Origin of the sequence: Luteibacter aegosomatis, assembly GCF_023078455.1 — a bacterium.
GTDB classification, from domain to species: domain Bacteria; phylum Pseudomonadota; class Gammaproteobacteria; order Xanthomonadales; family Rhodanobacteraceae; genus Luteibacter; species Luteibacter aegosomatis.
The window spans coordinates 1,721,733-1,748,089 of the sequence record NZ_CP095740.1 but is presented as its reverse complement, the minus strand read 5'-3'; the positions used below and the strand labels follow the sequence as shown (position 1 = coordinate 1,748,089).

Annotated in this window: 23 protein-coding genes; 7 read left to right on the top strand and 16 right to left on the bottom strand. The window is 65.1% G+C overall.

Annotation, left to right across the window (positions count from 1 at the left end):
• Window positions 1–55: 55 nt before the first annotated feature.
• The 10 genes from L2Y94_RS21410 to L2Y94_RS08100 form a co-directional block, all read right to left on the bottom strand.
• On the bottom strand, window positions 56–490 hold the full coding sequence (locus L2Y94_RS21410) for a retron system putative HNH endonuclease (RefSeq protein WP_425602460.1): 435 nt from the start codon (window positions 488–490) through the stop codon (window positions 56–58).
• Window positions 491–623: 133 nt separating this feature from the next.
• Complete coding sequence (locus L2Y94_RS08140) at window positions 624–2,051, bottom strand: AAA family ATPase (protein WP_247374236.1); 1,428 nt, start codon at window positions 2,049–2,051, stop codon at window positions 624–626.
• A 90-nt stretch (window positions 2,052–2,141) separates the two neighbouring features.
• Window positions 2,142–3,449 (bottom strand): adenylosuccinate synthase, encoded by a 1,308-nt coding sequence (locus tag L2Y94_RS08135; RefSeq protein WP_247374235.1) that lies wholly within the window; start codon window positions 3,447–3,449, stop codon window positions 2,142–2,144.
• Between the two features lie 35 nt (window positions 3,450–3,484).
• Window positions 3,485–4,354: a protease modulator HflC gene (gene hflC, locus L2Y94_RS08130; RefSeq protein ID WP_247374233.1), complete on the bottom strand. Its 870-nt coding sequence runs from the start codon at window positions 4,352–4,354 to the stop codon at window positions 3,485–3,487.
• A complete protein-coding gene (gene hflK / locus L2Y94_RS08125) occupies window positions 4,351–5,478 on the bottom strand; it encodes an FtsH protease activity modulator HflK (protein ID WP_247374232.1) in 1,128 nt (375 codons plus the stop codon). Before hflK ends, hflC begins: the two co-directional genes overlap by 4 nt.
• A gap of 155 nt (window positions 5,479–5,633) precedes the next feature.
• Window positions 5,634–6,944 (bottom strand): ribosome rescue GTPase HflX, encoded by a 1,311-nt coding sequence (gene hflX / locus L2Y94_RS08120; protein WP_247374230.1) that lies wholly within the window; start codon window positions 6,942–6,944, stop codon window positions 5,634–5,636.
• A gap of 87 nt (window positions 6,945–7,031) precedes the next feature.
• Window positions 7,032–7,292, bottom strand: a complete 261-nt coding sequence (hfq, locus tag L2Y94_RS08115) for an RNA chaperone Hfq (protein ID WP_247374228.1) — start codon at window positions 7,290–7,292, stop codon at window positions 7,032–7,034.
• Window positions 7,293–7,381: 89 nt separating this feature from the next.
• The gene (gene miaA / locus L2Y94_RS08110; protein ID WP_247374226.1) at window positions 7,382–8,359 is read right to left on the bottom strand and encodes a tRNA (adenosine(37)-N6)-dimethylallyltransferase MiaA; all 978 of its coding nucleotides are present in this window, start codon (window positions 8,357–8,359) and stop codon (window positions 7,382–7,384) included.
• A gap of 210 nt (window positions 8,360–8,569) precedes the next feature.
• Window positions 8,570–10,732 (bottom strand): S46 family peptidase, encoded by a 2,163-nt coding sequence (locus L2Y94_RS08105; protein WP_247374224.1) that lies wholly within the window; start codon window positions 10,730–10,732, stop codon window positions 8,570–8,572.
• A gap of 105 nt (window positions 10,733–10,837) precedes the next feature.
• Window positions 10,838–12,991, bottom strand: a complete 2,154-nt coding sequence (locus tag L2Y94_RS08100) for a S46 family peptidase (protein ID WP_247374223.1) — start codon at window positions 12,989–12,991, stop codon at window positions 10,838–10,840.
• A gap of 157 nt (window positions 12,992–13,148) precedes the next feature.
• Between L2Y94_RS08100 and tdh the strand changes: the two genes are divergently transcribed.
• From tdh to kbl, 3 genes are all read left to right on the top strand, one after another.
• Complete coding sequence (tdh, locus tag L2Y94_RS08095; RefSeq protein WP_247374221.1) at window positions 13,149–14,183, top strand: L-threonine 3-dehydrogenase; 1,035 nt, start codon at window positions 13,149–13,151, stop codon at window positions 14,181–14,183.
• 79 nt (window positions 14,184–14,262) lie between these two features.
• A complete protein-coding gene (locus L2Y94_RS08090; protein WP_247374219.1) occupies window positions 14,263–17,826 on the top strand; it encodes a DUF748 domain-containing protein in 3,564 nt (1,187 codons plus the stop codon).
• 67 nt (window positions 17,827–17,893) lie between these two features.
• Window positions 17,894–19,093 carry a glycine C-acetyltransferase gene (gene kbl, locus L2Y94_RS08085; protein WP_247374217.1) on the top strand — a complete coding sequence of 400 codons (1,200 nt, stop codon included), beginning with the start codon at window positions 17,894–17,896 and terminating at the stop codon, window positions 19,091–19,093.
• Window positions 19,094–19,166: 73 nt separating this feature from the next.
• Here the strand turns inward: kbl and L2Y94_RS08080 are convergent, their stop codons facing one another.
• From L2Y94_RS08080 to L2Y94_RS08065, 4 genes are all read right to left on the bottom strand, one after another.
• On the bottom strand, window positions 19,167–19,907 hold the full coding sequence (locus tag L2Y94_RS08080) for a pseudouridine synthase (RefSeq protein ID WP_247374215.1): 741 nt from the start codon (window positions 19,905–19,907) through the stop codon (window positions 19,167–19,169).
• Between the two features lie 112 nt (window positions 19,908–20,019).
• The gene (locus L2Y94_RS08075; protein ID WP_247374214.1) at window positions 20,020–20,727 is read right to left on the bottom strand and encodes a C40 family peptidase; all 708 of its coding nucleotides are present in this window, start codon (window positions 20,725–20,727) and stop codon (window positions 20,020–20,022) included.
• Between the two features lie 262 nt (window positions 20,728–20,989).
• Window positions 20,990–21,694: a YggS family pyridoxal phosphate-dependent enzyme gene (locus L2Y94_RS08070; RefSeq protein ID WP_247374212.1), complete on the bottom strand. Its 705-nt coding sequence runs from the start codon at window positions 21,692–21,694 to the stop codon at window positions 20,990–20,992.
• Window positions 21,691–23,136: a M20 family metallopeptidase gene (locus L2Y94_RS08065; RefSeq protein WP_247374210.1), complete on the bottom strand. Its 1,446-nt coding sequence runs from the start codon at window positions 23,134–23,136 to the stop codon at window positions 21,691–21,693. The genes L2Y94_RS08070 and L2Y94_RS08065 overlap by 4 nt, the downstream gene beginning before the upstream one ends.
• A 195-nt stretch (window positions 23,137–23,331) precedes the next feature.
• On the opposite strand from L2Y94_RS08065, the gene L2Y94_RS08060 reads away from it, so the two are divergent.
• The 3 genes from L2Y94_RS08060 (at window position 23,332) to L2Y94_RS08050 (ending at window position 24,784) form a co-directional block, all read left to right on the top strand.
• A complete protein-coding gene (locus L2Y94_RS08060) occupies window positions 23,332–23,655 on the top strand; it encodes a ComEA family DNA-binding protein (RefSeq protein ID WP_247374209.1) in 324 nt (107 codons plus the stop codon).
• Between the two features lie 120 nt (window positions 23,656–23,775).
• Window positions 23,776–24,225, top strand: coding sequence for an SET domain-containing protein-lysine N-methyltransferase (locus L2Y94_RS08055; RefSeq protein ID WP_247374208.1), 450 nt, complete (start codon window positions 23,776–23,778; stop codon window positions 24,223–24,225).
• 22 nt (window positions 24,226–24,247) lie between these two features.
• Window positions 24,248–24,784: a GNAT family N-acetyltransferase gene (locus tag L2Y94_RS08050; RefSeq protein ID WP_144911547.1), complete on the top strand. Its 537-nt coding sequence runs from the start codon at window positions 24,248–24,250 to the stop codon at window positions 24,782–24,784.
• A gap of 4 nt (window positions 24,785–24,788) precedes the next feature.
• Here L2Y94_RS08050 and L2Y94_RS08045 read toward each other — a convergent pair whose 3' ends face one another.
• A complete protein-coding gene (locus L2Y94_RS08045; RefSeq protein ID WP_247374206.1) occupies window positions 24,789–25,652 on the bottom strand; it encodes a 2OG-Fe(II) oxygenase in 864 nt (287 codons plus the stop codon).
• Between the two features lie 41 nt (window positions 25,653–25,693).
• Here L2Y94_RS08045 and L2Y94_RS08040 point away from each other — a divergent pair, with 41 nt between their 5' ends.
• On the top strand, window positions 25,694–26,110 hold the full coding sequence (locus L2Y94_RS08040) for a DUF3224 domain-containing protein (RefSeq protein WP_247374205.1): 417 nt from the start codon (window positions 25,694–25,696) through the stop codon (window positions 26,108–26,110).
• Here the strand turns inward: L2Y94_RS08040 and L2Y94_RS08035 are convergent.
• Window positions 26,104–26,352 (bottom strand): GIY-YIG nuclease family protein, encoded by a 249-nt coding sequence (locus L2Y94_RS08035; protein WP_247374204.1) that lies wholly within the window; start codon window positions 26,350–26,352, stop codon window positions 26,104–26,106. The genes L2Y94_RS08040 and L2Y94_RS08035 overlap by 7 nt on opposite strands.
• Between the last annotated feature and the right edge of the window lie 5 nt (window positions 26,353–26,357).

Genomic DNA, 26,357 nt, shown 5'->3' with positions numbered 1-26,357 from the left:
CATACGCCTGAAGACGCAGCCATGCAGGCGGCGTTCTTCAGGCCATCTGGCACCTCTACTCGATACGAGAAGACTGGTACAAGAACCTAAAGTTCCAGTCCTCCATCAAAGATTCGCGGTCAAGTCCCATTTGCCTTAGCTCCTGAAGGCGAGCCTTATTCCGAGCAGCACTATTTAACGCGTAGAGACGAATTGTCGTCGCTGCTCGAGCACGCTCAGACTCACTCGCAGCAGGCGACGGCTCGATTTCGCCTGTCAGAAAATTGAAAACAAAATAATCTTCGAAACGAAATGCTTCCATGTCTGGGGCCAAGAGCATTTCGTCATAATTTTCACGCTTTGACGCTTGGCAGACGTCACAGCAAGGATAGAGGTTTGCCCACGAATAAGCCTCACGCGGAAATCGACGCTTCGGTTTGAAGTGCTCGACAGTTTCCCGACTCGACACTCCGGTAACAACATCGCAAAAAGCACAATGATGCGCCGTCATCATAAACAAAGCCGCGCGAACAGCTTGGTAGCAAGAATCGGAACGCCACCGGAAAGTTGCCCCACGAGTAGTCAGCTCCCTCTCCCATTCCCTACCCCATTCTTCACCCCTAGTCACGAGGCACTCAGGCCCCTCAATCCGAATGCAGGGAAACAAGGTCGATCTCCTTACCGAGCACTCTAGAAACCTGCTTTATCTCGCGCCGAACAATCGCCGACACCTCTTCACCGCGAGGCAGCAGCATTTTAGCCGCCTCAACCAAGGCAAGCTCCGCACCAGTATTGTTCAGCACCTTATCGCTCAACAGCTTGTCGCGCGCCTGATAAAAAGACGCGAATAACTTTTCAGTTTCGACATCAAAGCGTTCTTCCACATCAAACACTTCTTCAAGTATCGCTTCATAGCTCTTTCCCGCGCCAGCCGATTGCGCCAAAACAGGCCTTTGCTCCAACTGATAAACGTAAGCATCCTCGACCGATCCGACTACGAAAGGCGAATGTGTCGACACGAAAATCTGGGCGTTCGGAAGCAAAAGTTGCAAAGCGGGAAGTATTCTGCGCTGCCACTTAGGATGAAGATATATATCAATCTCGTCCAATAGCAAAATTACCGGCCGAGATAAAGCGTCACCAACCCCATCCCACTTCATCATCTCAAGCCTTATCAGAAGATCTGCGACCCAACTGATAATTGACTTTAATCCATCAGGAAGAAGGTTGAATTTGATTGGTTTCCCATCTATCGAAGTCGCAACCGCCAAAGGGTTGCGCTTGAGCTGAAAGCTGACGTCGAGATCACAGATATCCTTTATAAAACGCTCCAGCCGCTGAACAGACCGATTCTCGTCAGCGGCAGCAGAAAAATCGTTATCCTGTGCTGCGAGCGCCGCTTTAGTGCGCTTATTAGCGATCCATTGAATTAGCAGATGAGGGCGCACGGCCTGATCAAACCCGAGCGCATTCTCAAAAGGAGAATTCTGTATCTCTTGTATGGAAGCCAGCGAACCGTCAGCAGTATTTCTCTGACCCGCGTAGGCAACAGCAATAAACGGAACAGGTTGGAACGCGTGAATCCCATACGAGACATTCGAGATTGCTGCTCTATAGGCGTGGATGGAAGCACTGATATCGGGGTTGTTGTGCATGCCCTCCGCCCATCTCGCCGCACCCGCCTGGGCATATCCGGAAAATCGGTATTCGCCTAGATCGAAAGTAAGTTGCTGCACCGTCAGTGCACCAGTCCCCATGAGGCCCGGAGTACCATTCTCTGAAGGAAGCTCGCAGTAAGTGTTTCCTGAAAAGGAAAATTCCAGACGCGAATTAACGTCACGAAATCGCGCCTGAGCCGGAGAAATTACACCGGCGTTTAGGGGCCCAAAGAATTCGGCGATGGCGTACAGCACGGTGCTCTTACCACAACCATTGGGGCCCGTAAGTATGTGTATTTCCGCCTTATCTTTATCTTTCTCAGAAGAGCTTATTGGACAGAAATTCAGCTTGAGGTGATCAAAAACGCCCACCTTGTACAAAACGAGCGACTCGAGCCGCGGTATTGATTTCATGGGCATTAGTCCGTCAATCACGCTATGTCCTGGGCGGGGCGCCTTTGCGGAGGATATGACGCGAAGCGCGTCATATCCTCCAAGTAAAACCTAGCAACCGTGGTCGTTCCCGAACGGATCGTCCAGCACGATGGTGTCTTCGCGATCCGCACCGGTGGCGACGAGCGCCAGCTTGCAGCCCGACAGCTCCTCGACGGCACGCAGGTAGGCACGCGCGGCCGGCGGCAGCTTGTTCCAGTCGCGGATGCCCGCGGTGGATTCTTCCCAGCCCGGGAATTCCAGGTACACCGGCTTGCACTCGGCCCAGCCGTCGGCATCCAACGGGGCCAGCTCGCGACGCTTGCCGCGGTATTCGTACGCGATGCAGACCTTGATGCTTTCCAGGCCATCGAGCACGTCGAGCTTGGTGATCGCCAGGCCGTCGATGCCGTTGATCTGCACGGCGCGCTTGAGCGCCACGAGGTCGATCCAGCCGCAACGGCGCGGACGGCCCGTGCTGGCGCCGAACTCGTTGCCCTTCTTGCGCAGCAGTTCGCCCATCTCGTCGTTGAGCTCGGTGGGGAACGGGCCACCGCCGACGCGCGTGGCGTAGGCCTTGCAGATGCCCAGCACGTAGTCGATGTCGCGGGCACCCACGCCGGTGCCGGCGAGCGCGCCACCGACCGTGGTGTTGGACGAGGTGACGTACGGATAGGTGCCGTGGTCGATGTCGAGCAACGCGCCCTGAGCACCTTCGAACAGGATGTTGCCGCCGTCGCGGCGCACGTCGTGCAGGATGGTGGCGACGTCGTCGACCATGGGCTTCAGGTATTCGCCCCAGGTGAGCGCTTCGTCGAGCACGGTCTGGTAGTCGACCGGCTCGGCCTTGAGCCACTCGGTGAGCACGAAGTTGTGATAGTCGACGGCGGCCTTCACCTTCTCGGGCAGCTCGTGGGGGTACATGAGGTCAGCCACGCGAATGGAACGGCGGGCCACCTTGTCCTCATAGGCCGGGCCGATGCCGCGACCGGTGGTGCCGATGGCCTTGGCGCCGGAGGCGACTTCGCGCGCCTTATCGACGGCGATGTGGTACGGCATGATCAGCGGCGTGGCCGGCGAGATCTTCAGCCGCGCGCGCACGTCGACGTTCTGTGCTTCGAGCTCGGCGATCTCGCTCATCAGCGCGGCCGGCGAGAGCACCACGCCGTTGCCGATCAGGCAGAGCGCGTCGTCGCGCAGGATGCCCGAGGGGATGAGGTGCAGGACGGTCTTCTTGCCCTTGATCACCAGCGTATGGCCCGCGTTGTGGCCGCCCTGGAAGCGCGCGACGGCGCCGACCCGCTCGGTGAGCAGATCGACGATCTTGCCCTTGCCTTCGTCGCCCCATTGCGCGCCGAGGATGACTACTGACTTGCCCATGATGATGTTGCTCTCTCTGACGATGTGGAGATGGTTCAGCGCGAACGGCCGGGGCCGTCGTTGAGGTAGCGCAGGAATTCGGAATCGGGCTTCAGCACGAGCACGCCCTTGCCGTCGGCGAAGGCTTTGCGGTACGCGGCGAGGCTCCGGTAGAAGGCGAAGAATTCGGGATCCTGGCTGTACGCCTGCGCATAGATGGCGGCAGCCTGTGCGTCGCCGTCGCCCTTGACCTTGGTGGCGTCGCGATTGGCGTCGGCCAGCAGCACCATCTTCTGGCGGTCGGCGTCGGCACGGATGGTTTCGGCGCTCTCCTGACCCGTGTAGCGCAGTTCGTTGGCCAGCTGCAGGCGCTCGGCGCGCATGCGCTTGTACACCGAGCCGCTCACTTCGTCGGGGAGATCGATGCGCTTGATGCGCACGTCGACCACGGCGATGCCGAGGTTCTTGCGTGCCACCGCATCGGTCTGCTGGCGCACGCGCTCGGTGATGTCCTTGCGGCCGCCGGCGATCAGGTCTTCGAGCGGGCGGGCGTTGAACTCGTAACGCAGCGCATCTTTCACGATGGGCGTCAGGCGCTGGATGGCCTGGGTCTGTTCGCCAGAGGTGGCGCGGTAATACGAGGCGTTGTCCGCGATGCGCCACTTCACGTAGAAGTCGACGTTGACGCTTTTCTTCTCGAGCGTGAAATAGCGCTCGGGCTGCGCGTCGAGGCCGAGGATGCGGTTGTCGAAGCGCATCACCTGCTGCACCACGGGAATCTTGAAGTGCAGGCCAGGGGCATAGTCGGCGCGCACGATGCGGCCGAACTGCAGGAGCAGCGCGTTTTCGCCCTCCTTCACCATGAAGGCGCTGTTGAAGGCGAGCAGCACCACGGCGACGACGATGAGGCCGGAAAGGATCTTCACTGGGCATTCCCCTGCGTGGCCGGCTCGGTGGTGGCGGACTGCACGACGGTGCCCACGCCGGGCACGCTGCGCACGGTGGCGTTGGGACCGCCCTCCACCGGCAACTGGATGATGTTCTTGCCGCCGCTGCCGTCGATGATCTTCGGATTGCCGGCCATCACTTCTTCCACGGTTTCGAGCCACAGGCGGCGACGGGTGACGTCGGGAGCGGCGCGGTATTCCTTCAGCAGCAGGTTGAAGCGCTCGACGTCGCCATTGGCGCGCGCGATGCGTTCGACGCGCTCGGCCTCGGCCTCGGCGGCGATGCGTGCGGCTTCGCCACGGGCCACCGGCACCACCTGGCTCTCGTAGGCGCGGGCCTTGTTCTCTTCGCTCTGCTTGTCTTCGCGGGCCGCGTTGACGTCGTCGAAGGCGTCCTTCACTTCCTTGGGCGGAGCCACGTTCTGGAAGCTCACGCCGGTGACGGTGACGCCCGCGTCGTACTTGTCGAGCGTGGCCTGGAGAATGTCGCGGGTCTGCTGCTGGAGGGTTTCCTTCGCCTGCGTCGCCACGCCGGCGACCGGCGCCTGGTCGGGCGCGGGCGTATCGGTGCCCGGCGTGGTGAGGATGTTGTCCATCGCGTTGGCGCCCACCACCGAGCGCACGGCGGCTTCGGCGGCGTTGGGGATGGTGCCGTTCTCGACGTCGGCGTTGGAGTACAGGAATTTCCGGGCGTCGGAGACCTGGTACTGCACGTTGAAGTCGATGGTGATGATGTTCTCGTCGCGGGTGAGCATCGAGACGTTGTCGGAAATGGAACGGACCTGGGTGGTCTCGACCTTGGTGACCGACTCGATCGGGCTGGGCGCCTTCAGGTGGAAGCCCGGCGGCAGGATGCGCGAGAACTGGCCGAAACGGAGTACCACGCCGACCTGGCGGGCGTCGATCACCGTATAGCTGGAGACCAGCAGCCAGGCCAGGACGAACACGCCCACGATGGCCAGGATGCCGCCGCTGCCGGCGCCGAAGCGGCCGAAACGGGCCTTGAGGTTCTTGATCGCGCCGTCGAGGTCGGGCTTTCGCCCGCCTGGCCGGTTGCGGTTCCAGGGATCCTTCTGGCCGTTACCGGGTTCGTTCCAAGCCATGGGCGGCAGTCTCCTTCGGGGACCGGAGGGTGGGCGGCTGGCAAGCCGTGAGATGGACCGGGCACGGCGGCAGCGAACGGCGGGGCGTGTGTCGACCCGGCGCCGCGCCGGATCGGCACGCAAACACCGCAAATTCTACCAGACAGGTGTGGGGATCAGAACTCGGCCTGGGGCGGTTCGATCAGGTCGCGTAAAGGGCGTGCATGCACGTCGTCGCCCAGCAGCGGCGCCAGCACGGACCGCGGGGCATCGATGTCGAGGTGCCAGCCATGCTCGTCGATGGCTTCGCCGGCGATCGCGCCCGCCGCCTTCAGGCGGGCATGCAGTCGCCCGGCCGTGAGAGGAAGCTCAATACCGGCCCGTATGCGCTCTCCGCCGAGCAACTCGCCGAGGGCCTCGCGCAGGCCGTCCAGGCCGGCGCCGGAACGGGCCGACAGCCAGACCCGGGTCGGCTTGCCGTCGTCGCCACGGTCCACCCTCGGCTCGATGTCGTCGGCGAGGTCGATCTTGTTCATGACCGACAGTTGCGGCACGTCACCCGCGCCGATTTCCTCCAGCACGTCGTTCACCACCCGGCGCAACAGCTCCCGCTCCTCGTCGACGGCATCGCTCACGTGGATGAGCAGGTCGGCATCGCGGGCCTCGGCCAGGGTGGCGCGGAAGGCGGCGACGAGGTCGTGCGGCAGTTCGCGTATGAAGCCGACGGTATCGGCGATCACCGCGGGGCCGCAGGACAGGCCGTCGATCTTGCGCACCGTCGGATCGAGGGTGGCGAAGAGCTGGTCGGCGGCGTAGACGCCGCCCGTGGTCAGGGCGTTGAACAACGTGGACTTGCCCGCGTTGGTGTAGCCCACGAGTGCCACGCGGGGCACCGTGTTGCGCAGTCGCGCACGACGCTGCTGGTCGCGCTGGACCTGAACCTTTTCAAGGCGTTTGGTGAGCATCTTCACCCGCTCGGCGAGCAGGCGGCGGTCGGTTTCCAGCTGGGTCTCGCCAGGGCCGCGGTTGCCGATGGCGCCGCCGCGCTGGGCGTCCAGGTGGGTCCAGCCGCGAACCAGGCGGGTGGCCACGTGCTTCAACTGGGCCAGTTCGACCTCGAGCTTGCCTTCGTGCGACCGGGCGCGCTGGGCGAAGATGTCCAGGATGAGCCCGGCACGGTCGACCACGCGGGTCTTCAGGTGCTTCTCGAGGTTTCGTTCCTGCACCGGGGTGAGCTCGTGGTCGACGAGGACCAGGTCGGCCTCGAGGGCGCGCACGGCCTCGGCCACCTCGTCGGCCTTACCGCTGCCGATGTAGAAACGGGGATTGGGGGTTTCGACGCGCGCGGGAATGCTCGCGAGAATCTCGGCGCCCGCCGAACTCACCAGCTCGGCGAACTCCTCGCCACGGCGAATCGCGTCGCCCTCGCCGCGTGAATGCGGCAACACCAGGACGGCCCGGTCGCCTTTCTTTTGCCTGTCGAACACTTAGGGGGATGACCTCGGAAATGGAGAAGGGTGCGCGTACATGGTACGCGCACCCGCCCTTTCATATGGGTGCCGACCGCGGGCCCCTCAACCCTCGCCGTCGCCCGCCCCGCCTTCCCCGTGGTTCTCATGGCCGCCCACCCGCACGTTGCGGCTCGGCACCACCGTGGAAATGGCGTGCTTGTAGACCATCTGGCTGACCTGGTTGCGCAGAAGCACCACGAACTGATCGAACGACTCGATCGTGCCCTGCAGCTTGATGCCGTTCACCAGATAGATGGCGACCGGCACGCGCTCGCGACGAAGCGCATTCAGAAACGGATCCTGCAACGATTGCCCTTTGGACATTCTTCTTCTCCCCTACGCCTATCGTACGGGTCCGGGTAAAAAAACGCCTTGCGACGCCCCGGCCCAAGTGTCTTGAATCTTAACTGCATTTAAATGCCGCCTGGAAGCTTTTGACGTGACGTCTTCGGCATTCCGAGGAACAGCTCCAGTGCCATGGACGCTTCCGGCAACGGATCGCCCCGATCGGGATCGAACATGCGCGCATCCAGCTCGCTGCGCAACCAGGTGATCTGGCGCTTGGCGAGTTGCCGGGTGGCATAGATACCACGGTCGCGGAAGTTCGTGGCGTCTCCCTGCCCTCCCAGGAACTCCCAGGCCTGACGGTAGCCCACCGCGCGGATGGCGGGAAGATCCGCGTGCAGGTCGCCTCGCGCACGCAGGGCGCGCACTTCGTCGAGAAACCCGTCCGCGATCATCTGTTCGAAACGTCGCGCGATGCGTTCGTGGAGTCGGCTCCGGTCGTCCGGCAGCAGCGCCAGTTTGAGCACACGCCACGGAAAAGGCTGTCGCGGCTGGCGTTGAAGCTCGCTGATCGGCCTGCCGGTGAGCTCGAAGACCTCCAGCGCCCGCTGGATGCGCTGGGCGTCGCCCGGCCGGATGCGTTCCCCCGCCGCCGGATCGACGGCGGCCATGCGCGCGTGTAGCGCGGCCCAGCCCAGCCGGGCGCCTTCGGCACCGATGCGCTCGCGAACGGCCGGATCGGCTTCGGGCAATTCGGAAAGGCCTCGCTGCAGGGCGCGGAAATACAGTCCGGTGCCTCCCACGAGCAAAGGCACCTTGCCGGATTCCGCCACGCGATCCATCGCTGCGCGGGCATCTTCCACGAATTCGGCCGCCGAATACGGCTGGGCCGGATCGCGGATGTCGATCAGCTCGTGCGGATAGCGCGCGAGCGTGGCGGCATCGGGTTTGGCCGAGCCGATGTCCAATCCTCGATAGACCAGCGCGGAATCGACGCTGATCAGTTTCACCGGAAACCGATCGGCCAACGAACAGGCGAGCGCGGTCTTGCCCGAGGCGGTGGGCCCCATCAGGAAGATGGCGAGGGGACGGCGGTCTTGGGACATCGCGGGAAGGAATCGACAGGCGGACGCAAGGTTAACCCATGCGTCCGCCCGGTCGTGCGCCGAAGCACGCACGGGGCTGCCTACGGCGCTCTGGTCACGCGACGATCAGCGTAAGGCAACGTCCTGTCCCACAAGCGTAAGCGGGACTTATCCACACGCTTATGCAGGCGGTATCCACATCCCTTGTGGATAACCGCCCCGCGAACGCGGCTACTTCGCCGGCACGCCCATCTCCTTCAGCAGGTTGTCGGCGTGGTCGAGGTGGTGCATCACCCACAACATGTAACGGACGTCGACCTGGATCGAGCGATTGAGCTGGGGATTGAACAACCAGTCGCCGCTGACCGACTCCCAGTTGCCGTCGAAAGCGAGGCCCACCAAGCGGCCCTCGGCATCGAGCGACGGCGAACCGGAATTGCCGCCGGTGATGTCGAGGTCGGCGAGGAAGTCGACCGGCAGCGTGCCCAGCTTGTCCGACGCGTACCCATCGAACGCCTTGGCCTTGATGGCGTCGATTTCGGCCTTCGGCGCGTTGAAGGGTTCTTCGCCGGTGTTCTTTTCGACGATGCCCTGAACCGTGGTGAAGGGTGCGTAGCTCACGCCGTCGCGCGGCGCGACCCCCTGCACGTTGCCGAAGGTGACGCGCAGCGAGCTGTTGGCGTCCGGATAGACCGGCAGGCCCTGCGATTCCTTCCAGGCGATGATGGCCTGCATGTACCGCGGACGAAGGCGGGCGAGTTCGCCATCCCGCGCATCGCCTTCGTCCTCGATCTTCTTCAAATCGGGCAACACGGCCGTGGCGAGCTTCAACATGCTGTCGTCACTGTCCGCGATCGCCTTGTCATCGGCCTTGAACCATTTCAGGCGCTGCTCGCTTTCGCCAAGGCGGCTACCCTTGTAGAGCGCCGCCACCTTCGCCGAGATGGCGGACGGGTTGTCCGCGCCGGCCAGCCAGGCATCGAGGGCCGGCAAACGCTGCGCCTGCGGCAACGACACATAGTGCACCAGCGCGCTGGACAACAGGGCCTGGTCGGTTTTTGCGTCGTAGCGGCGATCCATCTGCTTGAGCGCGCCTTCGATGCGCACCTCGTCACGCTGCTGGTACCCCGCGTCGCGCTCCATGTCCGGCTTCGTGCGTTCATGTGCGAGACGCGCCAGCCTGACGCCCGTGGAGAACAGTTGCGTACGCGCGACGAGGGCCAGGTACGCATCGCGGGCGCGCGTGGACTGGTAGGCCGAGAGCTTAGCCTTGAGTTCGGCGATGTCTTTCGCCAGCGCCTGATTATCGGCGCCGCCCCGCTTCCTCAGCCAGGCATCGAGATCGGCCTCCTGCTTGCGCTTGACGGCCACCGCATCGGCTCGGCGCAACCCTTCCAACTGGCCGCCGAAGTTCTTCAGGTAATTGTTGAGGCCCGCGACGAGATTCGCGTACTTCACCGTGACGTCGGGATTGGCCTTGCCGTTCTCGGCGATGATCGCGAGCTGTTCCTTGTACAACCCGATCTGCGTGGGGTACGTCCAGTCGATCGCGCCCTGCACTTCCTGCGCCAGGCGATACCGGTTGGTACGGCCGGGGTAACCGACCACCATCACGTAATCGCCTTCGTTCACGCCTTGCGGATTGAGCTTGATGAAGTGCTTGGGGTGATAAGGCACGTTGTCCTTGGAATACGTGGCCGATTTGCCGTCCTTCGAGACGTACGCGCGCAGGTAACTGAAATCGCCGGTATGGCGCGGCCACATCCAGTTATCGATGTCGCCGCCGAACTTGCCGATCGACTCGGGCGGCGCGTAGACCAACCTCACGTCCTTGATTTCCAACTGCTTGATCAACTGGTAGCTGTATCCGCCGTGGAAGACGTAGACGTCGCAGCGGTAACCGTCGGTTTCGCAGCCCTTGACCAACTCCTTCTCCGCCCTGTCGATGGCATCGAAACGCTGCTTCCCCGTCATCGACGGCGTAACCTTCGCGGTCACCTCCCGGGTGACGTCGCGGATCTCCTCGGTGACGAACACGCGCATGTCGGGCGAGCCCGGCAGTTCCTCGGCAGGGGTCTTCGCCAGGAAGCCCTGCTCGATGAGGTTCTTTTCCTTCGTCGAGTTGTATTGCAGGGCACCGTAACCACAGTGGTGGTTGGTCACCGCCAGGCCGTCGGGCGAGACGAACGATGCCGTGCAGCCGCCGAGGCTGACGATGGCGCCCATCGGATACGCCGTCAGGTCGGTGAGGGTGGCCGGATCGAGCTTGAGGCCGTGCTGCCGCAGCGCAGCGGCGATCTTCGGCAGCTGGGCCGGCTGCCACATGCCTTCCACGGCATGAGCGACGGGAACCAGGCCCGCCACGAGGGCGGTGGCGAGGGCGAGACGACGCATGGATTCTCCTTGGATCGAACGGCGGGACGACGCCCCGCTTTCGTTACAATATAACAATCCAGCACATGACCTCCGACGGCTATGTGCCGGAGGTCATGCCTGTCCTCAGCGCACCGGGACGCCGAGCTCCTTCAGAAGCGACGGCGAGGGATAGACCTTGTCCATCAGCCAACGCATGTAACGCATGTCGACGTGGATCGCGCGCTTGTAGCGCGGGTCGTACATCCAGCTCGCGCTCACGGCTTCCCAGTTGCTGTCGAAGTTGAGGCCGACCAGTTCGCCCTTCGCGTTGAGCACGGGGGAGCCGGAGTTGCCGCCCGTGGTGTCGAGGTTGCTGAGGAAATCCACCGGCATCTCGCCCGTGGCCGGATCGGCGTAACCCGCGAAATCGCCCTTGCGGATGGCGTCGAGCAGGGGCTTGGGCGCATCGAAAGGCACCTTGCCGGTGTTTTTCTCGACGATGCCCTTCACCGTGGTGACGGGCGCATAGGCCACGGCGTCGCGCGCGACCAGCGGCGTGACCTTGCCGTAGCTCACGCGCAGGGTGGAGTTGGCATCGGGATACACCGCGCGGCCCTGCTTCTCGCGGTAGGCGATCAACGCCTGCATGTAGGCGGGACGCAGGCGAAGCAGATCGCCTTCGCGAGCCTTGCGCTGGTCTTCCATGCGCAGCAGGGCCGGGCGCAGGGTGCGCGCGGCGACGAGCAAGGCGTCGCCGTTCTTCTCCACCTCACCGGGCGTGGCGTCGAACAGGCGCAGGCGTTCGCCTTCGTCGCTGAGCTTGGTGGCGCCATAGATGCGATCGAGTGCCTGCGCGAGCTCCGCGGCCGTGCGCCCGAACACCTTGTCCATCTCGGGCAGGTGCTGGGCGGAGGGAAGCGCCTGGTAGCGGGTGACGAGCGAGGTGACCAGCGCCTTCTCCACCTTGGGATCGTAGCGACGCTGGATCTGCTTCAGCTGGCTCTTGATCAGCTCCTCGTCACGCTTCTGGTAGCCCGATTCGCGTTCGGCATCGGCCTTGGGCCGCTCGACCGACAGGCGGTCCAGCGCGAGGGCGCCGCGCATCAACTGCGTCTGCGTGGAAAGCAATCCGACGAGAAGATCACGATCGCGCACGTCCTTGCCCTGCTCGATCAACGCCATGGCCGCGTCGATGTCGGGCTTGAGCGTCTTCGCTTCGGGGCGCGTCGCCAGCCACGCGAGCATGGCCGCCTCATCGTCGCGACGCACGGTGACGGCGTCGCTGCGCTCCAGCCCCTGGAGTTCGCCGCTGAAGCGCTTGATGCCGTTCTTGAGCGACTGCAACTGCGAGGCGTAACGGATGCCGGCGTCCTTGTCGGCCTTTCCCTGGGCCTCGATGACGTCCTGCAGGCCGGTCAGCACGGCCACCGACGTCGGCAGGCGCCACTGGATCTGGTCGGCGAACTCGGCGGCCGTGCGATGGCGATAGGTGATGCCGGGATAACCGGCCAGCATGACGAAATCGCCTTCGGCCACGCCTTCGGTCGCCAGCTTCAGGTGCGACGGCGGATGGTACGGCTTGTTGTCGGGCGAATAGTCCGCGGGCTTGCCGTCGGGGCCGACATAGGCACGCAGGATGGTGAAGTCGCCCGCGTGCCGGGGCCAGACGAAGTTGTCGATCTCGTCGCCGTAGTTGCCGATGGCACGCGGCGGAGCGTAAACGAGGCGAAGGTCGCGAAGCTCGAGCTGCTTCACCAGGTAGAAGTCGCGGCCGTAGAACATGTTGGCCACGCTGCAGCGAATGCCCGGCTCCTTCTCGCATTCGGCCACCAGCGCCTTGCTGGCGGCGTCCACGGCATCGTAATACGCCCGGCCGGTCTTCCCCTTCGCGTCGGCCAGGATGCGATCGGTGACCTTGTCGAACCCCACGGTGACGCGGAGACGGTAATCCGGGTTGGCGGGCAGCTCCGCGGCCCGGTCGGCGGCGACGTAGCCGTTCGAGATCAGGTCGCGATCGGGCCGCGAGTTGTACTGGATCACCCCGAAGGCCACGTGGTGGTTGGTCACCAGCAGGCCGTCGGCCGACACGAACGAGCCCGTGCCGCCTCCCACCCGCACCACGGCGTTGAGGGGTGCGCGGGTCAGGTCGGCGAGATCGCGGGCGTCACCGCGGAAGCCGGCTTCTTTGAGGTTTTTCGCAATGTCGGGCAACTGCGAGGGCAGCCACATCCCCTCGTCGGCCCGGGCCTCCAGCGCCAGCGCCATGGCGGCGCCCAGCATCATCGTGCGGATTCGCATCGTCTTCGGTATCCCTTGCATCGTAAAACCTTGCGGACCATAGAGGGCCGCCCCGGCACCTGGCAATGGCGCGTCGCACAAGATCGCCACCCCTCACCGGCCTATAATGGCGGTTTGGTCCGCGCCGCGGACGCTCCCCACGGAACCTTGAACCACCATGCAGCAGACGATGAAGGCGCTGGTCAAGCGCAAGCCCGAACAGGGTATCTGGATGGAAGAAGTGCCGGTGCCGACCGTCGGCCCCAACGAGGTGCTGATCAAGGTCGAGAAGACCGCGATCTGCGGCACCGACCTGCACATCTACAAGTGGGACGAGTGGTCCCAGCGCACGATCAAGCCGGGCCTGGTCATCGGCCACGAATTCGTCGGCCGCATCGCCGAGATCGGCCCGGGGGTCACCGGCTACAAGGTGGGCGACCGCGTGTCGGCCGAGGGTCACATCGTGTGCGGCCACTGCCGCAACTGCCGGGCCGGCCGCCAGCACCTGTGCCCGAACACGTTCGGCATCGGCGTGAACCGTGACGGCGCCTTTGCCGAATACATGACCATGCCGGCCTCCAACCTGTGGCCGATCCCCGACCAGGTTCCCTCGGAACTGGCCGCCTTCTTCGATCCCTACGGCAACGCGGCGCACTGCGCGCTCGAGTTCGACCTGATCGGCGAAGACGTGCTCATCACCGGCGCCGGCCCCATCGGCATCATCGCCGCCGGCATCGCCAAGCACGTGGGCGCGCGCAACGTGGTGGTCACCGACGTCAACGACTATCGCCTGAAGCTGGCCGCCGACATGGGCGCCACCCGCGTGGTGAACGTGGCCAACCAGTCGCTGAAGGACGTTGTGAAAGACCTCCACATCGAAGGCTTCGACGTGGGCCTGGAAATGAGCGGCAACCCGCGCGCGTTCGCCGACATGCTCGAGTGCATGTACCACGGCGGCAAGATCGCCATGCTCGGCATCATGCCGCGCGGTGCCGGCATCGACTGGGACAAGGTGATCTTCAAGGGCCTTACCCTGCAGGGCATCTACGGCCGCAAGATGTACGAGACCTGGTACAAGATGACCCAGATGGTGCTCACCGGCTTCCCGCTTCAGAAGGTGCTCACCCACCAGATCGCCATCGACGACTTCCAGAGGGGCTTCGACCTGATGGATGCCGGCCAGTGCGGCAAGGTGGTCTGCTCCTGGACCTGACGGCCGTCTGACGGATCGCCGCCATCGTGGCCCCCGGCGTACACTTCGCCGGGGGCCACGTTCGTTCCAGGGGTGCTGCATGGAAACGCGCAAGACGAAGGGCCGGATCCGTTGGCACGAGGGACGCGAACGCGCCCTGGCCGTATACCGTTCGCACCGCACGCGGCGCATCGTCTTCGCCCTCGTCGTCGCGACGATCGTCTTCGGGCTTCTCGGCTTCTTCGCCGCGCCGCCTTTGCTCCGCTCGCAGATCGAGTCGCGCGCCAGCGCCGCGCTGGGACGCCCGGTGACCGTCGGCAGGCTTTCGCTGAATCCGTTCACCCTGGAGGTTACCGTCGAGGCGTTGCACATCGGCGAAGCGGATGGCACCTCCCCGTTCGTCGACGTGGACCGCGTCATCGCGAACGCATCCTGGTCGTCGCTTTTCCGCTTGGCGCCGATCCTGGATGCACTCGATGTCGAAAGACCGCGCATCCGTATACGGCGCAGCGCGCCGCAACGCTTCAACTTCAGCGACATCCTCGAGCGCCTCGCCTCGTCTCCGGCCCCCGTCGATGCGGAACCCGTCCGGTTCGCGCTGTCCAATATCGCCGTTCACGGCGGACAGGTGGATGTCGACGATCGCGTGCTGGACGCCAGCCATCGCCTCGACCATATCGAACTGGGCCTCCCCTTCATCGCCAACCTTCCCAGCGCGACGGACATCTACGTGCGGCCGCTGCTCGCGATGAACGTGGACGGCAGCCCGTTACGCGTGGAAGGACAGACCAAGCCGTTCGCCAATGACCGCGAGTCGCTACTGAGCTTCCGGCTCGACCATCTCGACCTGCCCCGCTACGTCGGCTTCGTGCCCACGCCACTGCCGGTCGGCATGTCCGACGGCAAGCTGTCCGGACGGCTGGACATCCGTTTCACCATGGCCGACGCGCAACCCCACGTGATCCTGAGCGGCCGACTCGTCATCGACGGGCTGAAGGTCGCCGGCAAAGACGGCGCGCCGCTGCTGGGGCTCGGCCACGGCGACGTGGAACTGACCGCGCTGGAACCGCTGACCTCGCGCTATCGTCTGGGCATCGTCGCCCTGGACGGCCTCGACCTGCGCTACGCCAGCCTGCCGAACGGCCGCAGCAACCTCGATGCGCTGAGCACGCCCGGCGCCCCCGGCGCCGACGCCAAACCCACCGACGTGCGCATCGATACGCTGACGCTGAAACGCTCCCGGTTCGAATACGCGAACCTTGCCGGCCCGGCGCCCAGCCGGCTCGTGCTCGAAGGGCTGGACGGCGACGTACGTGGCCTGTCCACGGTGGCCGCCCGGGCCGCCACCGTGGACGCCACCGCGCGAATGGCCGGAGGCAGTCTCAAGACGAAGGGCACGCTCGACCTCGCCGCCGGCCGCTACGCGGGCAGGCTATCGCTCGACAGGATCGCGCTCGCCACGCTGATGCCGCTGGCGCCGCCGCTCCTGGACGCCGACGTGGCCTCGGGCACCGTGGGCGCCGACGGCGAGTTGGCCGTGGACTGGGGCCGGGCTTTCGCCCTGCGCATCGCGAAAACACAGGCGAAGCTCGAGGGCTTTCGCCTGGTGCCGCATCGGGACGAGGCGCTCCCCGTGGCGTGGTCGTCACTGAAAGCATCGATCGCGCTGCTCGATCTGGCCGGCGGCGAGGCTCGCCTCGACAACCTCACCCTCGACGGCCTCTCGCTCGAACCGCGCCGTCTCGCCGACGGCTCGTTCGACCTCACGCGCGTGGTGAGGGGCCCACCCCCGTCGAAGCCCGCCGCGCCTTCCACGCCATGGCGCTGGAGCATCGCGCATCTCGCCTTGAACGACGGCACCCTTACCCTGCGCGATGCGTCGTCACCGAACAGGCGCAACACCGTGGTGCTGCAGGCGAAGACGTTCGGCATCGACGGCCTCTCCGACGACATGAAGAAGCCGCTCGCCCTGCACCTGGAAGGCTCGCTGGGCAAGGGTACGTTCGCCGTTACCGGACCGGTGACACCGAGCCCCCTCGACGCGGACCTCACCGTAAAGGCCAGCCGCATCGACATCGCCCCTCTCCAGTCGCTGGTGACCGTGCCGTTGAACGTACGCGTGGCCAGCGGCCTGTTGAGCATGGAGGGACGGATCCGTTACGCCGATCGCGGCAACGCCGCGGCTCGCATCGCCTACCGCGGGCAGGCCACCCTCGGCCGCGTGCGCGTGCTGGACAAGGTGACCGAAGCGGATTTCCTTAGCTGGCGTTCGCTCAGTGCCTCGGACATGACGGTGCAGGTGGGCGAGGCCGCGCCGCGCGCCTCCATCGGCGGGCTCGCGCTCGACGATTTCTATGCCCGCGTGATCGTCAACACGACCGGCCGCCTCAACCTGCAGGACGTCGTCGCCAGCCCGGAAGCGCCCGGCACGGTATCGGTCACCGAAGCCCGCGACACGCCCGCGCCGCCCACGCCGGCACCCGAGGCCGCGCGCGCCACGCCCGCCGCGGACATCCATATCGGCCAGATCTCGCTCACCGGCGGCCGCCTCAACTACACCGATAATTTCATCAAGCCCAACTACACCGCCGACGTGACGAAGCTCACCGGCAAGATCGGCGCATTCGGCACCGCGGGAGGGAGCGCACCGGCAGAGCTGACCCTTCAAGGCCAGCTCGACGACAATGCGCCGGTCGACATCCGCGGCACCATCAATCCGCTCACGCCCGTGGCCTTCCTCGACATCACGGCCAAGGCCGACGGCATCCAGCTCGCCAACCTGTCGCCCTACTCCGGCAAGTACGCGGGCTATCCCATCACCAGGGGACGCCTCAACGTCGACGTGCACTACCTGCTCGACCAGCGCAAGCTCACCGCGAACAACCATATCTTCATCGACCAGCTGACCTTCGGCGACCGTATCGAGGGGCCCGGCATCAGCCATCTGCCGGTGAAGCTCGCCGTCGCCCTGCTGAAGGACACCCAGGGGCGCATCGACGTGAACATCCCCGTCTCGGGTTCGCTCGACGATCCGCAGTTCAGTCTCGGTGGCCTGGTCTGGCGCGCCATCGGCAACCTCATCGTCAAGGCGGTGACCTCGCCGTTCCGCCTGCTGGCCTCGGCCGGCGGCGGACGCGAAGACCTCGGCTACGTGGAGTTCGCCCCGGGATCGGCGCAACTCGATGCCGGCGCCCAGTCGAAGCTGGCCGACATCGCCAAGGTACTCGCCGACAAGCCGACGATCAGCCTGGACATCGTCGGCCGCGTGGACCCGGCCAAGGACGAACCGGGCCTGCGCGCCGTGATGGTTGACGACCTCATCCGGCAGGAAAAAGGCGACAACGAGAACGACGAGGCCACGCCCGACGACGAAGACCGGTACCTCAAGCGGGCTTACCGGCACGCCTCGTTCCCCAAACCGAAGAACCTCATCGGACTGTCGAAGTCCCTGCCGCCCGACCAGATGCGCACGCTCATGGAAACCAACATGCCGGTCGACGCCGACGCCCTGCGCCACCTGGCCGAACGGCGGGCCAATGCGGTGAGGCTGTGGCTCCAGGGCAAGGCGGACGACAAGCGGCTGTTCGTCGTGGCGCCGAAAACCGACGCCGAAGGCATCGACGACGGCGGCAGGACGACCCGGGTGGATTTCGGCCTTCACTGACCGAGGTTTTATCCACCGGGCAAAGGCCTCACAATCGGAGGTCTTCGACGTCCCGGAAGCCCCCATCATGTCCTACCCCGGCCAAGACCGTTTCGCCGCCGAACTCGAATCCATCCGCGAGCAAGGCCTGTTCAAGAGCGAACGCATCATCGTGTCGCCGCAATCCGCCGAGATCGAACTGGACGGCGGGCGCAAGGTGCTCAACTTCTGCGCCAACAACTACCTGGGCCTCGCCGACCACGCCGAGGTGATCGCGGCGGCCAAGCAGGCGCTCGACACCCATGGCTTCGGCATGGCCAGCGTGCGCTTCATCTGCGGCACGCAAGACCTGCACAAGGAACTGGAAAAGAAGATCGCCGACTTCTTCGGCACCGAGGACACCATCCTCTATGCCGCCTGCTTCGACGCCAACGGCGGTCTTTTCGAGCCACTGCTCGGCGAGGAGGACGCGGTGATCTCCGACGCGCTCAACCATGCCTCGATCATCGACGGCATCCGCCTGTGCAAGGCCAAGCGCTTCCGCTACGCCAACTGCGACATGGCCGACCTCGAAGCGCAGCTCCAGGCGGCCGACGCCGCCGGCGCGCGCACCAAGCTCATCACCACCGACGGCGCCTTCTCCATGGACGGCTTCATCGCGCCGCTGGACGAGATCACCGCGCTGGCGAAGAAATACAACGCCCTCGTGCATATCGACGAATGCCATTGCACCGGCTTCCTCGGCGACACGGGCCGCGGCTCGGCCGAATTCCACGGCGTGATGGACAAGATCGACATCTTCACCGGCACCCTGGGCAAGGCACTCGGCGGCGCCTTGGGCGGCTTCACGACCGGCCGCAAGGAAGTGATCGAGATGCTGCGCCAGCGCTCGCGTCCCTACCTGTTCTCCAACTCGTTGCCGCCGCACGTCGTGGCCGCTGGAAGCAAGGTGTTCGACATGCTCGCCGCCGCCGGTGAACTGCGCGAGCGCGTGAAGGAAAACACCCGCTATTTCCGCGAAAAGATGACCGAAGCGGGCTTCGACATCCGCCCGGGACAGCATCCGATCGTGCCCGTGATGATCTACGACGCCAAGCAGGCGCAGGCGATGGCCGCCGAACTGCTCGACGAAGGCATTTACGTCACCGGTTTCTTCTTCCCCGTGGTGCCGCAGGGCAAGGCGCGCATCCGCACCCAGATGAGCGCGGCGCATACGCGCGAGCATCTGGACAAGGCGATCGCGGCGTTTACCAAGGTCGGGAAGAAGCTGGGCGTATTGAAAGCCTGAAACGATTCGCTTCGCAGGTATCGCGGACGGGATCCGCTCCCTACCGAAGGGTGGGAGCGGACCCCGTCCGCGGTCAGCGGCGCCTGAGTGCGGCAACCTCATCGGCGGACAGAGGCCTCCACTGCCCTTTCGCCAACCCGCCGAGCACCAGGCCCCCGATAGCCACCCGCACCAACCGCTGCACCTCGAATCCCAGCACCGACATCAACCGCCGGATGTGGCGGTTACGTCCCTCGTCGAGCGTCACCTCGAGCCAGGCGGTCTTCTCGCCCCGCCGCAGTACCGACGCGGCGCCCGCCTTCAGCGGCTCCCCCCCGTCGACCACGCCGTGAAGCATGGCCGCCACCGTGGCTTCGTCGGGCTGTCCCGACACCTGCACGTGGTAGGTCTTGGGCACGTGCGTGGCCGGGTCGGTGATACCCGACGCCCACACCGTGTCGTTCGACATCAGCAACAGGCCTTCGCTGGCCTTGTCCAGCCGACCCACGGCGCCGAGCCACGGCAGCCCTGCGCCTTCGAGCAAGGCATAGACCGTGTCCCTGCCCCGCTCGTCCGATGCGGTAACCACGAGTCCCCGGGGCTTGTTCACGGCGATGTAGACGGCGGCCGCGGCCCGTGCACCTTCACCGTCGAATTCGATGCGCTCATGGCCCACGATGGGAAACTCGGGATCGCGAACCAACCGACCGTCCACGCGCACCCTACCCTCGCGCACGGCCTTCTCGCCCTGGCTTCGCGAGCAGATGCCGCGCTTGGAAAGCACACGGGCGAGGCCGTAGGTGGGTGTCGTGGCGCGGGACGGTCGTGCTGGCATGGGGAAAGGATACGGCTGGCTGGGCAAAGGCTCCACGGCTGCCCGCGGTGAACCAAAAAAAACGGCATGCCGAAGCACGCCGTTTCGGAAATATACGTTGAAGGGTTGCCCGTCAGATGTTGCTGATGCCCTCGGGACGCTTCGCGCCCACGAAATGCTTGGACCAGTAGGCCTCGTTGAGGCTGTCGACGCGAACGGTCTTGCCGGCCGACGGCGAGTGGATGAACTGGCCGTTGTCGATGTAGATGCCCACGTGGGAAATGGCCTTGCCGCGCGTGCGGAAGAACACGAGGTCGCCCGTCTTCATCTCGTTGCGCTTGACCTTGAGGCCGGCGAGGAACTGGCTGGCCGAGTTGGTCGGCAGGTCGAGGCCGATGCTGTGGAGGAACACGTAGCGGACGAAGCCGCTGCAATCGAAACCGGTGGAAGGAGCGCGGCCGCCACGGTGGTAACGGATGTCGCGCAGCTTCATGGCGAAGGAAAGGAGGGCCTCCCGGGCGTGACCGTCGACGTGACCGGCCAGCTTGGCGGTAGCTGCGGCGACGAGGCTGTCGTCGTCATCGTCGTCGGCGGGGTTGTCGCTGTCGACGGCGGCGTTGTCGGCCACCGTGGGGGCCTTCGGCGCGATCAGCGAGGCGACATCGGGAATGGTGGACTGGGCCAGCGCGTTCGCCGGGGTGAACACCGGCAGGTCGGTCAGGAGGATCGAAGCGGACTGGTCGAGACCTTTCGGGGCCGTGACAGTATCGGCGATGGCAGGCGTAACCGAGGCGAAACAGCAGGTGGCTAACGCGAGAGCGGTCAGTCGCTTTAAATGCATGAGCGAGAAGGCCTATTCATCGATAAGTTAAGCCACCGCGAAGGGTGGATGCCCGTGAACGAGCGGTGAAGTTAGCAAACCGAAACGTCAATGTTGTTCGGTTAAAGTTAAAAACGGCAACTCCTAGGAAATATTCAGAGACCGTCAAAAAATTACGATCACAAAGGTGAAACCTGAACGTAATGAAGGTCTTGGCCGAAAACCGGTGATTCGCTGCACATTATCGGCAAGCGCCCGGTCAACCTTCGACGGTACGGCGGGTTTACGGGTGGCCGCTTCGGGCCCCGAAAATCGCGCTGCCGATGCGAACCTCGGTACTGCCCTCGGCAATGGCCAGGGCGAAGTCGCCGCTCATGCCCATCGACAGCCGCTCGACGGCGTGGCCGGCTTCCCTGGCCCTGTCACGCCAGCGATACAGGTCACGAAAGCAGCGACGGACGACGGCCTCGTCGTCGGAGGCTTCGGCCAACGTCATCAATCCCCTGACGTTCAAGGAGGAGAACGGTTTCAACTGACGGAGAAAGTCCAGCAGGCGTTCCGGCTCAAGGCCCGACTTGGTCGGCTCGGTCGAGGTTTTCAGCTGCACCAGCACGTCGATGCCACGACCCTGCGCCTGCAGGGCCTTGTCCAACGCCACGGCGAGGTCGAGGCGGTCCAGCGACTGGACCTCCGAGGCATGCGCCGCCACGGCCTTGGCCTTGTTGGTCTGCAGGTGGCCGATCACCACCCATTCCAGGTGCTCGGCGGCCAGTTCGATCGCCTTGGCCTGGATTTCCTGCACCTTGTTTTCGCCGAAGCGGCGCTCGCCGGCGGCCACGGCTTCGCGCACCACGTCGACGCCGAACGTCTTGCTCACCGGCAACAGGCGCACCGCCGCCGGATCGCGCCCCGCGTCCCGGCAGGCGTCGTCGATCCGCGCCCGCACGGCGGCGAGGCGGCCGGCGAGCGTGGATGCGTCGGCCGTCATGCCTTGGCCGCTTCCTGGAAGTGGCGGGCGACGACGCTGGCCACCAGCATGCTCACCCGCTTGCCGGTGGGGATGTGCAGGAACTCATTGGGACCATGCGCGTTCGAGTGGGGACCGAGCACGCCGGTGATCAGAAACTGGGCCTTGGGGAATTTCTCGCCGAGCATGCCCATGAAGGGAATGCTGCCGCCCTCGCCCATGTAGGCGGCGGGTTGTCCGAAGTAGTCTTCCGAGGCCTGGGCCACCGCCTCCTCCAGCCACGGCGAAAGCGCGGGAGCATTCCAGCCGCTGCCGTCCTTCTCCAGGGCGAAGCTGACCTTGGCGCCGTAGGGGGGATCCTTCTCCAGCAGCTGCTTGAGGAACCGCCCGGCTTCGGCTCCCGACAGGGTCGGCGGCACACGCAGGCTGAGCTTCACGGCGGTCTTGGGGCGCAGCACGTTGCCGGCGCTATCCAGCGGCGGCATGCCGCCGACACCCGTCACCGCCAGCTGCGGACGCCAGGTGCGGTTGAGCACCAGCTCGGTGAGGTCGTCGCTGACCGGCGTCATGCCTTCGACGAACGGGAACTTGTCGTACACCGCGGTGCCCAGCACCTCGGCCGAGCGGCGCGCCTGCTCGACACGCTGGGGCGGAATCTCGACATAAAGCTCCTTCGGCAGGATGCGGCCGGTGGCCGGATCCTCCAGGCGGCCGAGGATCTGGCGGAGGATGCGGAAGCTCGACGGCACCACGCCCGAGGCGTCGCCCGAATGCACGCCCTCCTCGAGCACCTGCACCGTCAGGTTGCCGCCCGTCATGCCGCGCAGCGAGGTGGTGAGCCAGAGCTGGTCGTAGTTGCCGCAGCCCGAATCGAGGCAGACCACGAGGGCCGGGTCGCCGATGCGGTCGGCCAGGTGGTCGACGTAGTAAGGCAGGTCGTAGCTGCCCGACTCCTCGCAGGCCTCGATCAGGATCACGCATCGCGCGTGCGGAACACCCTGGTCGCGCAAGGCCAGCAGCGCCGCCAGCGAACCGAAGATGGCGTAACCGTCGTCGGCGCCACCGCGGCCGTAGAGCTTGTCGCCCTTGATCACCGGCGTCCACGGACCGAGGTCGTCGGCCCAGCCCGTCATCTCCGGCTGCTTGTCGAGGTGGCCGTAAAGCACGACGGTTTCGTCGGTGCCCTTGTCGCCGTTCATGCCCTGCGCGGGAACGTCGATGTAGATCAGCGGCGTGCGGCCTTCCAGGCGCACCACCTCGAGCGTGGCCCCGTCGAAGGCCGGCAGCTTGGAACGGGCCCAGGTTTCCATCAGCGTCACGGCCTGGTCCATGTAGCCGTGCTCGCGCCACTGCGCATCGAACATCGGCGATTTGTTCGGAATGCGGATGTACTCGACCAGTTGCGGGACGATTTCCGCGTCCCAGAGGCCGCTGACGAAGGAAGTGATGCGGGAGGTATCCATGGCGAGACGGCTCGTGGGGCAAAACGCGATTGTAGCAGCGCCGACGGCATGCCCTCGGGGACGACGGCCTCGCCCACGCCCGGTTGCTGGCCGCGCGCCGACAGGTTTCACCGCCCCCGACCGGTTCGCGAGCGGTCCCGCCGGACGCAAAGTGACCCGTTCGCGTCACCCGACGCGAGTCACGAGGAGATACCCATGAATCGATACCTTTCCACCCTCACCGCGATGCTGCTCGCCTCGCCCGCTTTCGCTTCCACGCCGGTCAACGTCAATACCGCCGACGCGTCCACCCTCGCGCAGTCGCTCGACGGCGTGGGGCTGGCGAAAGCCAAGGCCATCGTCGCCTGGCGCGACGCCAACGGCGCCTTCGAATCCGCCGACCAGCTCACCGACGTCAAGGGCATCGGCCCCTCGTTGATCGACCGCAACCGCGACGCGATCCTGCTTGCCGACGGCAAGCCCGCGAAAAAGAAGGCGAAAACGGCCAGCAAGCCCCGCGCGACCGAAAGCGACGAGTAACCCCCGCGGGGCGGAAGGCGGCCTGCCCCCTTTCGCCCCGCCATGAACGCGCTACACTCGCGCCCCATGCCGGGGGCGAAACATTCGCCACCCGTGACGGAACAAGGGCCTGATGATCCGATGATCCTGCCGCGTTATCGCATCGCCGCTTCGGGTATTCCCGGGGCCGGCAAGGGGTTGTTCGTCGAGGAATTCGTGGCCGCCGGCCAGGTCGTCACCGCGCCCGACGCCATCGACCGCACCTACGCCTGGAAAGAGATCGAGCGTTCCCCCGATCTCCACGCCGCCGCACGCTGGTTCGGCGACCGCTACACGCTCTCGCCCGATTGGCCCGACGAGTGCTACGTGAACCACAGTTTCGATCCCACCGGGCTCTGGCACCTCGGGTTCATCTTCGCTGCTAAAGACTTGCCGCAAGGCACTGAAATCACGGTCGATTATCGCCACCTGCTCGCTCCGGGACAGGAGGAGGACTTTAACGACGCGCTCACTGGTGAGAAAATAGTCGGCTTGTCCTGGCCGGAAAGCCTGGCGTCGAGTACCCGCGCGCTGGCGGCACTGATCGGCTGAACCCTTGGTCACTTCGATGGCAATCTGCGACATCCCCGTAATCGAAACCGCGCGGCTGCGGCTCACCGCGCTCAACGAACGTCACTTCGACGACTACGCGAGCATGCTCGCCGACGCCGACAGCACGCGCTGGATCGGTGACGGCCAGCCGCTCGACCGCATGAACGCCTGGCGTTCGATGGCCATGCTGCTGGGCCATTGGGCGTTGCGCGGCTGCGGCATGTGGGCGATCGAACTTCGCGAAACGGGCGAATTCATCGGCCGCGCCGGTCTGATGAAGCCTGAAGGCTGGCCCGACCTGGAACTGGGCTGGATGCTAAAGCCCGATCACCGTCACCATGGTTATGCCACCGAGGCGGGCGCGGCGATCCTCGACTACGCGTGGAACCGCATGCATGCGCAACGCGTGATCAGTCTCGTGCGCATCGGCAACGAGGCCTCCGATCACGTCGCGGAGCGACTGGGCGGAGAGCACATCGACAACATCGATTTCCTCGGCGGCGCGACCCACTTGTTCGCGTATTACCCGCCCCACCGCGAAGTGCGTCGCGCCAGCTGACGGCTCAGCCGGGAAACGCCCGCTCCCGCATCCATTTGGTAACGATCCATTTCTCGCCCCGGGTCACCGGGGCGCCACCATGCAGCGTGAGCGGATCCAGGCCGCCTTCCGGCGTGTCGTATTCGAAATACAGCCCCTGGCCTTCCCTGGGCACGACACTGAAATCGATGCGCGGGAAGATCGTCTCGCCACCGGCTTCCACGTCGTTGAGGTACATGATCAACGTGGATACCCGCTGGCCGCCCGTGTTCAGGTGCGGCAGGCTGCCCTTGTCGGCCGGATCGAAATAGTCGAAGTGCGGCTGGTATTCGCCGCCGATGCCATAGCGCATCACCTGCAAGCCCTCGCCATGTTCCTCGGGCAAGTGCATCAAGGCGGAAACGCGTCGATCGACCAGCGCGACCAGTTCGTTTTCCGCGCGTTGGAAATAAGCGCCGTCACTGGTACGGATATCCATCACCGCATGCCGGCCATGATCCCGGTCCACGACGGCGGAACGCGTCAGGCGCCGCGCCGCCATGTCGCGGAAAGCCCTGCATTCCTCCGCGGACAACACGCCGTCGAGCACGGCCACGGCGGGACGGGCGATGCGCGCGAGGACTCGCACCGTCCGGTCACCCGCATCGAGTTCGTGGCCGTCGGCCAGGCGGCTGCGGAACACGGTGCGTTCCGTCGACGACGCGACGGGCGACGTGCCGTTCACCGAGTAAGCGTCGTCGATGGCGGTCCAGGCCGCGCGCTCCGCGAATCCGTTGTCGAGCATCGTCTGCAGGATGTCGACCGCACGCGAGCCGGCCTGCAGGGACTCGGCTATCCAGCGGTGCCAATCGGGCGTAACCTTCGTGTGTTGTCGTTCGTTTCCGGACATGCCGTCATCCTAGCCGTTACACGAATCCGATCGGTAGCCCCATGACCCACACCGCGAAAGGTACGTTCGACGTCAAGATCGAGCCCGACGGCACGCCCGACGAGGGCGAAGGCAGCACGCTGGGAACCTTCCTCCTGACCAAGCGCTATCACGGCCCGCTCAACGCGGAGTCCCACGGCCACATGATTTCCGCCGCCAGCACCGCCGAGAAACATTCCGCGGCCTATGCCGCCGTGGAGCGGCTCACCGGGTCACTGGACGGCAGGAGCGGCAGCTTCGCGCTCGTGCATCGCGGCATCATGTCGCCGGGGGGACGCGAGCTGCGTATCGCCATCGTTCCGGATTCGGGTACGGGTGAACTCAAGGGCATCAGCGGCACGCTCGATATCGATATCACGCCGGATCGAACGCATCATTATGTTCTCGAATACACCCTGCCCGGCGGCGACGTTCACTGAGCGCCGTCGAGCAACCAGGCCAGCTTTCGTTCCCTGGGCAGGCGCTTGAGCGCGTACTCGGCCTTCGAGGCGGCCGAGCGATCGGGAAACGGGCGGGAGCCGAGCAGCCGCACGGGGGGATGGGCACGCGTGTAGCGTGCTCCGCTGCCCGCCACGTGCGCGGCGTAGCGCGCCTCGAGATCGTTGGTGATCCCGGCGTACCAGCTGCCGTTGCGGCATTCGATGAGATAGACGCACCACATGGGAC